The organism is Limnobacter parvus (genome assembly GCF_024623725.1).
Classification (GTDB): Bacteria; Pseudomonadota; Gammaproteobacteria; order Burkholderiales; family Burkholderiaceae_B; genus Limnobacter; species Limnobacter parvus.
On sequence record NZ_JANKHG010000001.1, the window covers coordinates 22070 to 33437 of the forward strand.

General features: G+C 51.5%; 8 protein-coding genes. All 8 read right to left on the bottom strand.

The window, feature by feature from the left end; genetic code table 11:
- Positions 1-9: 9 nt before the first annotated feature.
- The 8 genes from NSP04_RS00135 to NSP04_RS00170 all read right to left on the bottom strand — a co-directional run bounded on the left by NSP04_RS00135 (position 10) and on the right by NSP04_RS00170 (position 11312).
- Positions 10-2304, bottom strand: coding sequence for a penicillin acylase family protein (locus tag NSP04_RS00135; RefSeq protein WP_257510306.1), 2295 nt, complete (start codon positions 2302-2304; stop codon positions 10-12).
- Positions 2305-2310: 6 nt separating this feature from the next.
- A complete protein-coding gene (locus NSP04_RS00140; RefSeq protein ID WP_257510307.1) occupies positions 2311-2433 on the bottom strand; it encodes a hypothetical protein in 123 nt (40 codons plus the stop codon).
- A gap of 101 nt (positions 2434-2534) precedes the next feature.
- Positions 2535-3332: a ParA family protein gene (locus tag NSP04_RS00145; protein ID WP_257510308.1), complete on the bottom strand. Its 798-nt coding sequence runs from the start codon at positions 3330-3332 to the stop codon at positions 2535-2537.
- A 76-nt stretch (positions 3333-3408) separates the two neighbouring features.
- Entirely contained in the window at positions 3409-5751 is a 2343-nt protein-coding gene (locus NSP04_RS00150) for an efflux RND transporter permease subunit (protein ID WP_257510309.1), read from the bottom strand.
- 17 nt (positions 5752-5768) lie between these two features.
- Positions 5769-6941, bottom strand: coding sequence for a WD40/YVTN/BNR-like repeat-containing protein (locus tag NSP04_RS00155; RefSeq protein WP_257510310.1), 1173 nt, complete (start codon positions 6939-6941; stop codon positions 5769-5771).
- A 70-nt stretch (positions 6942-7011) separates the two neighbouring features.
- Positions 7012-8379, bottom strand: coding sequence for a DUF1329 domain-containing protein (locus NSP04_RS00160; RefSeq protein WP_257510311.1), 1368 nt, complete (start codon positions 8377-8379; stop codon positions 7012-7014).
- A gap of 28 nt (positions 8380-8407) precedes the next feature.
- Positions 8408-10273 carry a DUF1302 domain-containing protein gene (locus NSP04_RS00165; RefSeq protein ID WP_257510312.1) on the bottom strand — a complete coding sequence of 622 codons (1866 nt, stop codon included), beginning with the start codon at positions 10271-10273 and terminating at the stop codon, positions 8408-8410.
- 379 nt (positions 10274-10652) lie between these two features.
- The gene (locus NSP04_RS00170) at positions 10653-11312 is read right to left on the bottom strand and encodes a TetR/AcrR family transcriptional regulator (protein ID WP_257510313.1); all 660 of its coding nucleotides are present in this window, start codon (positions 11310-11312) and stop codon (positions 10653-10655) included.
- Between the last annotated feature and the right edge of the window lie 56 nt (positions 11313-11368).

The window sequence follows — 11368 nt, forward strand, 5'->3', positions numbered from 1 at the left end:
ATCGAGAATTTATTCTAACCTGCCAACGCAGTGGGGAAAAAGTTGTTGGATCCGGCTGACACGCAAGGGCATTTGAATGCTTTGCCGGGTTTGCCACAAAGGTATTTGGTCGGTGACCAGCTGGCTGCCCACCCACCCGTCTTGGCCACCCAAGAGCACAAAAAAATTCTCGTCAGGATCAGACAAATCGGACAGGTGCCTGCTTTGCGACCCATAACTGGTTTCATCAAAACCACGAATCAGGTTGTGTGCATTTTTCATCAACGTTTCCCGGGAACCAGCGGCAGGAAACGATTTGGAGGAAAACAGCTTACCCAAAACCGGAACATGTCCCAACACGTGGCGAAGCCGAATTTTGTGCAAGTTGCCCCACAATTGCCAATGCTGGGCTTTGCGGTTGGCCTCATCAATACAAGGTGGCACCACCTTCATTCGCTCGTGGGGCGTCAAGGTGTCCAGGTCTTCCATCAAACAACTTGTTAAATAGGCCCATTGATCCATCAAGCCAGGGGTTCGGCCGGCGTAGCGCAAAACCGACACTTGCCGAACCAACGCCGCGAGTAAAAATTCAAACTGCAAGGCTGCGAAACTGTCGGCGGTGTAGGCCCCTTCCCATCCATCAATTGAATTGCACAGCACCAATTGTTCACTGGTGCGCAAATGAGGTCGACAAAACTCGGCCAGTTGACTGGACAATTGATCTGCCAATGGTGAAGTCACATCGAGCTGCAACGTAAGCAAAGCCTGCGGACTGAATCGTTTTTGGGTATTGAACAGTGAACGTGCCCGCATGACGCGATCATCGCCGTTGAACAAGAAACCAAGCCCTGTGACCTCGGACGGCCTGTTGTTGGCCGACACAATAAAGCCGCTGGAGGGGTTGATTACGCTGGGAAAATCACGAGCGCATACTCTTTCCGACCACTGCGCGTTTGCCATGGTTTCGCCCAAAACCCAGTCGTTCTCGGGAAAGCCCGGTCGCTTCGGCAAGGTTGCAGCCAACACATGGCCAATGTTTCCTTCGGTATCGGCGCCAAGCACATTCAGTGGCGTTACGCCCACACCGTGCATTGCCTCCTGCAACTGGGCCACAGAATGCGCACGCATGCCTTGCAGAAAGCTGGAAATTTCATCGGTGGGCCAATGGCCGGCCCAGCGTAGTGCCAGGGTGTCTTTACCGCAAAGGCGCCCTAAGGCAGGGCAATCTGTAAGCACCGGGCCGTGTGGCGAAAACCGCAACTTTCGTTTTCGCGACCAGGAAAAACGAACTCGAATTCGAGCGATTTGCTCGGCTGTGTTGCTGACTGTTGCGTCGTCTAGCCGAACAAGATCAGACGAAGCCGCCCGCAAATTGGTGCCGCCCCAAGCCAGCGACAGGTTTCGACCCAGCCCAAGAATGGGCACACCGGGAAACATTAAACCCACGCAACGGTAGGTGGGGGTGCGCAGGCCCACCATCATCCACACATTGGGCAGGTGTTGGCCCAAATGTGGATCATTCACCATCAAGGGTTTGCCGCTTTGTGTGCGCGTGCCATGCAGCACAATTGAATTGCTGCCAGAACGGGAAAGACTGTTCAAAAATTCACTGATTTGCTGGGCTGTACCTGGCTTACCCATTTTTGGGCTATCGAAACTGGTGGACACGCCCGCCCCCACTCGGCGAAGGCGATTCCACCACTCGATGAAGTCGCCAGACAGACGATGTTCGATCAGGGAAAAATAAATGGGCCAGTTCACATCTGCACCGGCCAGCCTGCCAAACAACAAAATATCCAGTGGGGTGTAAGGCTCGGGTTGAATACCCAAAAATTTTTCATCCACACCCCGCTTGCGTTGTGCTTGAACACAGTTCAAACCCGCCACAAATCCTTCGACCCATTCACGGCTGGACTGGGGCATGCGGTCCCATATTTCAGGTGCGGCGCGGCCAAAATCAAGCAGTCGAATCAAGTGGTCCATGTCGACGAAACCACCCCCACCCATTTCTGAAAGTCGACCTTGGGCCAATCGTTTCAGAAACTGAAGCTGCGGACCGCGCTGGAATTCGGTGATGGTTCCCAAGGCGAAAGCGCCGTCTCGATCGGAATCAGAGAACACATAGGGCACGAAAAACTCATTGAAACAAATGCCTGTGCCCTTCTCAAAGGGCAGGTCAAGGGCGCGGAATTGCGCCAAGCGATCTTCAAGCGAGTAAACCGGGTAGCGTATTGAAAGCCAACCCATTGCACTGGAAACCCGGGCAAGGCCCCGAGCCAGTTTGCGAAGAATGGGGTTTTGAGAAGGACCTAAGGATTTCAGCAAGGCGGATCAAGACAGGCCGTATGACACCAGCTTGCCCAAGCGCTTGCTCAGTTTTTTCTGTAAACGTTGATTGCGGGCTGCCTTGAATTGGCCCCCCAGCTTGTTCACCCACACCATGGCTTGGCGCATTGCACACACTCATCAATTTGGTTGCGATCAATGAGTGTGACCGGTGTAGGTTTCAGGAATGTGACAAGCGAGGCAGCCCCAGCTTGAGCCCAAGAACCAAATCAGGCCACTTTCTTTTTTCGTTTGCTGGCCGCAGTTTCAATTTCCTGGTGCATGGCCACGAATTCCTGGCTTAGCTTGTGGGCAGGCATGAAATGAATCATGGGTTTGGCTGCTTCGTGGCTTTCACGAATTTTCACGGAAGAAGACAGGCAGGTGTTCAATACGGGGTGCCCTTCCTCCAATAACTCAGCCACCAGTTTTTGGGGCAGGCTGGCACGGGGCTGAAACTGGTTGACCACAATGCCTTCCACTTCCAAGGCAGGGTTGTGGTCGGCGCGAATTTCATTGAGTGCGTCCATCAGGTTGTAAAGGGCGCGTCGGGAAAACTCGTCGCAATCAAAGGGTATTAGTACGGAATCGGCGGCAATCAAGGCGGAGCGAGAGAAAAAATTCAGCGCGGGCGGGGTGTCAATGTACACACGGTCATATTGACCTTTTAATTCATCCAGTGCTTCACGCAGTTTGAAAATTTTGTAGCGTGATTCAAGCTTCACCTGCAGCTCTTCAAGCGCAGGGTGGCTACCCAACAAATCAAGATTTTCATAGGGTGTTTCCACCACAAATTCGGCGCTTTTCTTTGGACGAATTTTGAAGTTTAAGGCTTGATCAAAAAAATCTGCCAAGGAGTATTCCAAAGGTTCCGTTCCGCGCCCCATGATGTACTGGGTGCTGTTGCCTTGGGGATCCAGGTCGATTAAAAGCGTTTTCAACCCATTGTGGGCTGAAATTGCAGCCAGGTTACTGGTGATGGTGGATTTGCCGACCCCACCTTTTTGATTGAAGACAACCCGACGCATGCACTCACTCCCTGAAAAGTTATTTGTCACTACTGTAACAACTTTTCAGGGCAGTGTGCGATGGCACTTCGCGTGATTACACCTTGGCGCCCCGACGATCGAGGAAGTAAGCCAATGCGGGCAAGAAGACAACTGCCCCAACCATATTCCACAAGAACATGAAGGTCAGCAGCAAGCCCATGTCGGCCTGGAACTTGATGGGCGAGAATGCCCAAGTGGCAACACCAATGCCCAGTGTAAGGCCAGTAAACACCACAGCTTTGCCTGTGGACTTCAGGGTTTCAAAGTAGGCATCTGCAAATGGCATGCCCTGCTTTAAATATTCTTCAAGCTTGCCGTAAATGTAAATGCCGTAATCCACGCCAATACCCACCCCCAGCGCAATAACTGGCAAGGTAGCCACTTTCACGCCAATGCCCAGCACCACCATGAGCGCAGAACACAACAGCGAGGTCAAGGCCAGCGGTGCGATGATACAAATGACCGTGCGCACAGATCGGAAAGCCAGCCACACCAAAATGGCGACCACTGCGTACACCCAGATCAACATTTCAACCTGCGCTCGCTCAACCACTTCATTGGTGGCTGCCTCAATACCCGCATTTCCCGCGGCCAGCTTGAACACTGCATCACCAGTGTCATTTTTAGCAATGAAGTCTTCCGCCGCAGCAACCACACGCTTCAAGGTGTCGGCCTTGTGGTCTTCAAGGAACACGATGATTGGCATAAAAGAACAATCAGAGCTGAACAATCCATCTGACAAATTCATGCCACTGATGGTGCCGTTCAACACAAACTGGTTGCGGTTCAGCGCGTTCCACTTGATGTCGCCTTCACTGTAGGCGCTGATTACAAACTTCGAGCGGTCTGCCAGCGAAATGCTGCTTTGCACACCAGGAACCTGTTCGATGGTCCATTGGAACAAATCCACTGCAGCCAAGGTGTTGTACTTGATACAGCCGTCAAGCGTGGTTTCAACCATCACGACGAACACATCGGTGCTGGTGGAATAGTTGTCGGTTACATAGGCGTTGTCCAGGTTGTAACGCGAATCTGCGCGCAGTTCCGGGGCTCCCTTGTCCAGGTCGCCGATTTGAACGTTCGCATTACCCCACAGGCCCACTGCCAGCAAGGCCAGGCCAACCGCCAATGCGCCTTTCGCCATTTTGGCTTGGGCAAACCCAGCCAGGAAATGCCACAGCTTGTTGCTTCCCGATTCAGATTCTTGCAACACCTTGACTGCTTTTTCGTCCACTCCCGTGTAGCTCATGATCAAAGGCAGCAACACCAAATTGGTCAGAATAATAACCGCCACACCCACTGAGGCAGCAATCGCCAAATCGCGAATCACTGGAATGTCGATCACCATCAAGGTGGCAAAGCCAAAGCCATCTGACAACAAGGCAGTAAGGCCTGCAATGTACAAGCCACGGAAAGCCAAACGGGCTGAGTTCAGCTTGTTGTGACCATCGCCCTGCTTGTGTGCAATCGCGTTCACAATTTGCACGCCATGGCTTACACCAATCGCAAACACCAAAAACGGCACCAACATGGAATACGGATCAAGCCCCATGCCCAAGGCATTGAGCAAACCCAACTGCCAAATTACAGCGGTGATGGAACATGCCAAAGTAGCAACCGTACTTTTTACACTGCGTGAATACAGGAACAGCATGACCAACGTAATCAGCACGGCCACCGCAAAGAACATCACAACCTGTGTAGCGCCTTCGATCAGGTCACCCACAATTTTTGCAAAACCAGTTACACGAATTTCGATTTTGTCTGAATTGAATTCATCGCGAAGTTCGGTTTCAATGCGCTCGGAAAACTCTTTGTAATCCAGGCGGTCGCCGGTTTCCGGATTAATTTCCAGCAAAGGCAAATACACAATAGTGCTTTTGAAGTCGTTGCCCACCAAGCGGCCAATCTGCCCGGAAAGCTCCACGTTCTGGCGCACCTGGTCAATACTTTCCGCATCGCCGGTGTAGGTGGCTGGGATAACCTGACCTCCCTCAAGACCCTCTTCAGTCACCGATGTCCAGCGCGTGTTGGCTGTCCACAGCGAAGCCATTTCTGGTCGGTTCACACCGGGAATATAAAAGGCTTTGTCGGTGACCTGCTTCAGGGTTTCAAGGTAGTCAGGGCTGAATATATCGCCTTCCTTGGCTTGCACGGTAACGCGCACAACGTTGCCAAGGCTGGTCAGGTCGGCCCGGTTTTCAAGAAAATTGATCACATATTCATGCTTGGTCGGAATCATTTTCTCGAAGCTGGCCGCCACTTTCAATTGCGTGGCCTGCCAAGCCAACACCGCAGTGGCCAACAGCATAAAAACGATGACCAGCAAGCGGTTGTTGAAAATCAACCTTTCTGCAAACGGCGCTTTGTCGTGGATATTTATTTCTGGAGAAGTCATTGTGATTTAGGGTCCGTTTATTTGAATTCAGACAGGGGCAGGGTTTTGAAACCGCGCATGCCCGCCAACAGAATTTCCTGATCGTTCAATTGCACAACGCTTGCGGAAGGCAGTTTGTCGGAACGACGCGTCACTTGCAGGGTTTGAAAATCGTCTGTGCTGCGCGCCAAAATTCCGCGCGAACCCACCACCACCATAGAGCCGTCGGAAAGCACAGTGGCCCCGTTGAAAGTTTCACGCAAGTTGGTGGTCACTTCCTGCCACTGCTCACCACCGAATGGCAAACGGAACGCATTGCCCCGCAGGCCCACAGCCACAACGGTGCGCGTATCAGGCGCTTCGATCAAGGCAAAAATGGACCCATCGTAATCAATTTTTTTCGCGACCCAGCTTTCGCCTTCGTCGCTGCTTATCAGCACGGTGCCTTGTTCGCCACCCACCCACAATTCACCTGTTTTGCTCAACATCATGGTGTTGAAGTGGTAGTTGCTGGGGTTGTTGGTGCGGTCGCCCAGGTACGTCCAGTTCGCGCCCTTGTCGGTGCTTTTCAGCAACTGGCCATAGGCACCGGCCACAAATACGGTCCCTGTTCCATTGACCATCACGTCCAGCAGGGGTTTGGATGGCCCTACTTCGAAATCGCCTTGCGCAAGGTCCATGGTGAACATGGCTTCTTCGGCCGCAATTTCCAGGCGCTCACGTTCTTCAGGCGCTGCATTGGCAGGCAACGAATCCAGTTGTTCCTGAAGGCTGTCCGCCCTCGCGCTTGCATTGTCCAAAACAAATTGGTTGATGGTGGAGCCATCGATCAACTTGGTCCAGTTGGCACCCGCATCTTCGGTTTTCAACACAACACCATCGTGACCCACCGCGTAACCCAGGGCGTCATCGGCAAACGCCACCGAAGTTAATGTAATAGACACAGGCACCTTGCCCGCGGTCCAGGTTTGACCGTTGTCTTCGCTTTTCAGAATTTGCCCAAATTCACCTGTGGCAAAAAGGTTTTTACCGACACGTTCTACATCGAGCAACAAAGAGCGCGTAGCATTCACGCTGGGTATTGCGGGTATTTGCAGCAGATCGACCTTGGCCGTGGACACGCCACCATAACCGATCAAACCTGCGCACAAAACTCCGCCAAACACCAGCGTGGAAGCCGCCTTGTTAGAAAAACGATTCCGGAGAAACATTGAAGATCCTTTGAAATTGAAAAAGGCTACAAAGGGCGCTTGCCCCCTGTAGCCTGAATTTACCTAGCGATTACTGAACGCCGAGACGACGCAGGCCGGCAGGTGTGTAGTCTGCGCGATCAGGCGTGAAGTCGAACACAAACGGCTGTGCGGCTTCGTTGGTCAGACCGATGGTCAGGTAACGGCCAGATTGCAGGTCGTACAACGCTTCAGCTGCGTAGAACGGAACCATTTCACCGTAGTACTGAATATTGTGTGCTTCAGCAACACGCCACAGCGCGCCTTTGCCATCGTAGTGATCGATGATCGAGGCTTGCCAATTGTCTTCGTTCACGAAGAAAGTGCGCTTGGCGTAGATATGACGCGCGTCGCTCTTCAACGTGGCTTCTACTTCCCAAACGCGATGCAATTCATAGCGCAGCACATCAGGATTCATGTGCAGTGGTTGGTGAATTTGCTTGTAGGTCAGCTTGTTGTCGGCCAACTTGTACGCGTTGTACGGAATGTACATTTCTTTCTTGCCCTTCAGCTTCCACTCGTAACGGTCGGGTGCGCCATTGAACAAATCGTAGTTGTCTGTGGTGCGCAGGCCGTCAGCCGCTGTTCCTGGTGAGTCATATGCCACCTGCGGTGCACGGCGCACTCGGCGCTGACCCGCGTTGTACTGCCAGGCACGGCGACCTTCTGTAACCTGGTCCAGTGTGTCATGTACCAACAGCACGTTACCGGAAACAGAAACTGGGCTCTTCAGGATTTGATAGAAGTAGAAGTTGATGTTGTCGTCTTCACCGGCCTTGTAGAAATTGGGCAGGTTGCGCGGAAACACCAAGGTATCTTCAATGCGGTTAATAATGAAAGAACCGTCACGTTCTACGGGAACCTGCACAAAGTCGCGCTTGGCAGCACCACCGCGGTAACGGGTCAGGTGGTTCCAGATTACCTCAACGCCATTTTGTGGAATCGGGAATGGAATCGCCTGTTCGAAACCTACCACACTGTTACCGCCGTTCTCGGTTTTTGCATTGATGGCGTTTTTCTTGGCTGCGTCCAACACTTTCTTGGGGTAAGCCGTGCTGCGGTGTGTTTTGTACACATTCATTTTGAACGTGGGGTACTTCTTCAGCATTTCCAGCTGACCTGGTGACAGGTTGGCTTTGTACTGTTCAGCATTGGCACCGGTGATGGTGAACAATGGCTTTTCACTGGCAAACGGGTCGACCAAATGCTGGCCAGCCTTGTAGCCAGCTGGGCCCTTGGTTAAACCACCTGTGTAGGCTGGAATGGTGCCGGCAGCATTACCCGCCTTTTCCGCACCAAATTCCGTCAGGCTGGTGCCCAGCTTGGCAGCCTCTTGCGCGCTGACAGCCGCTTGCGCGGTGCCAACAGCAAACAAGCTTGCCAAAGCAAGTGCTGTGAGCTTTGTTTGAAACTTCAACATAAAAATCTCCTCCAGAGTGTCTCTGTTCTTAGAATGAGTATGAGCCGGTTAGCGAAATGAAATCACGGTCGCGCAGTGGGTCGAAATCAGCTGCGTTAGTAAAGGTTGTGTAGTTGATTGAGCCTTTTGTATTGGCATCAAATTCGAAACCAAGACCCAAACCAACTGATTGACGACCTTCGTTGAATACTTGTCCAGGCTCTGGTGACCAACCATCCACATCGTGAGACCAAGCTATGGACGGAATCAAGTCCACACCTAAGAACGCGTCTCTATAAGTCGCTTGCGAACGAAGACGATATCCCCATGAAAAGTCAGTTACGTAACCTTCGTTTCCACGCACTGTGCCGAATACTGGATTTCTGCCATAACGCTGACCGGGCGCTACGTCAGGCAATCCATTCACGAACACAGCACCAACTTCGGCAATAAATACCACTTGGCTTGAGTTCAAAGCACGATCGAATGTCTTGATGAACGCGGACTGAATCTGAGTCACGTCAAAGCGATCGAAGCCCTGAAACGCTTGCCCAGGAGCCAATGCGCGAATGCGCTGGTCAAGCGGATTGCCGGCAGTGCCCACGCCAGCCCCTAAGGTCGAGGCAAGCAAATCATTTGCATTCAGCTGAATGGGCACATCTTGAGCAAGTGAAATCTCGCCCGCTACCGACCAACCTCCGAGATTGGTTGACGCACTCAGGCCAAATACAGGGATATCCTCTGCATAATCTACGAAGTAACTACCACCACCGCCAGCTAAAGCACGCGGTAAAGCATTCCCAGGAGTTAGCCCCACCAACTCAGAGTTGACCAGTGCCCCCCCGGGACCCAGCGGTAATTGAGCGGGTGTCGGTGTATTACTTGCTCTTACACTGATTAATGGCAAGCGACTATGGTAATTCAGGTAGTAAGCACCAAATTCGGTGTCAAGGCTGGATACATAATTGCGCAGCGCGAAACCGAACTGACCGTTGTCATCGGGTTGATTGTCTGCAGAGCGAACCACTGGACCGCCCTGAACGGCAAAGCCCGGTGCCAAGTTAGTAGAATCCGGCAGAGGTGCCGCGAACGCCAAGCGATCGCAACCATCCGCCGCAAAATCGTTGGTCGAAAAATAAGTACCACATCCCTCAGGTACCGTCTTGCGCCACTTCAGCTGGTAAAAAGCTTCCAAGCTGGTGTTATCAGTTACGCCCAAATTGAAATACAGCATTTCTGTGGGGGTGAAACCCTCTTTCAAGTCGGCACCAGGCCTACGAAACGCAGAAACGTCAATAGTGTTCAAACCAGAAATTGCACTTGGAATAAACAGGCTTTCGCCCCAACTGATGACTTGACGCCCTAGGCGGAAATCCAGTGGTTTGTCCGCCACGGTGGTGTTCATATAAAAGAAGGCATCAAGAACGTCAATGCCGTCAAATCGGGCGTAGGGATGAAATCCGCTGTCGTTTAGTTTCTGATTGCGCGCGTTGCTGGTAGGTTCATGACCGTGAAACACTTCGTCGTTATTCAGCGTGTGGTCATAGAACCACTTCACACGGCTAAAGAAGCCATAGTTGTCCTTCTTCAATTCGAAATCGTGCACACCCTTGATAATCGTCGAAAAGGCGTCGCCTTTATCGAAGTTCAAATTACCGTCGTCGGACGTATTTGAAAAACCTGTGCCGTTTGCACCATCAGATGAGACGTTTCCTTGGCTGTAAAGCGCTCGATCCCTGTTTTCAACTCGGAAGCTTGTACCAGCACTGATCGTCGAGTTAATGCTCAAATCAAAATCGCCAATTTTAAAGTCTTTGGCCTGCGCAGGCATTGCCGCAGCAGCAAGCACCGCAGCGGCAAACATGTTGCGAACTGCAACATTTGTTTTTGTTTTAGAAAAAGAATGTTTGTTCATGTAGCCCCCAATAATTATTGAATAGGCAAGCGAAAGCGCCTGCGTTTAACCGGCCATGCCCCTGAACGGAGAGTGGCGGTAAATCAACTGAAAAATCGAATAGTTGCTCCGGCCTGCGAAAGGCGCGAACCAACCATCATGGGGAACTTCGGGAACCTTGAGAAAAATTAGACATGTCACCTCCAGTTATTGCACCTTGATTGATGCTTTGATTTCATTTTTTTGCATAGTGTAAAACAGCTTTCTAAAAAAACAAAACCGTAATTACAGTTTTGCTTATTTAGAGTGTCTTAACTAAAAATGTACCACCGGAGTAACATGAAATGTTGCGCGATTTGTCAATCAATGCAAATTAGTAGTAATTTCACTACAAGCCTTGCTAGGGCTGGATTCCAAGGTAACGGCTTACCACATCCTGAATTCGGATTTCAAATTCTTGCGTTCTGAATTTGATCGGGCCTGCATCGCGCAAACGCGCGTTGTGAAGCGCGCCATACACCACCTGAATTGCAAATGCCAAAGCCCGCAATGGGTCTGGATGAACCGCGTGGTCAATATGTGGCAACAATGGTTTTGATACGGTGGTGATGAAGCCAAAACCCACATCTCGCATGGGCGTGGATTCCAGCGCGCCTTTGGATTCGCGAATAAATGCTTCGGTAAGGATTGAACTGTATTCACCCTGAAAAATACCGACCAGAAAACTGACCACTTCGTTGCAAATCAACTTGCCATTGACACCCGCCCAAATGCGATCATCGAACTGGCTGGCCGCGCTCATTAACAGTTCCTGACAGCTTTCAGCAATTAATGCGTCGAAGTAGCTTTCTTTGTCTTCGAAGCGGCTGTAGAAAGAACCCACCGTGCAACCCGCTTCAGTGCAAATGTCTTTGATGGAAATTTCCTCTAGTACACGGGTGTGCAAAAGCTTACGGCCTGCTTTCAACAGATCGTGTCGCTTTTGCAAGCTGCGCGCCTGCATGGCGGGGCGCACACCTTGGGTGTTTTCAACTGCGGCTGCTTTGGCTTGAGTTTTCACTGGAAATAGTTGCGCCCACTGGGAGTGGGCGCTGCAAGTAATCTATAGGTACCTGA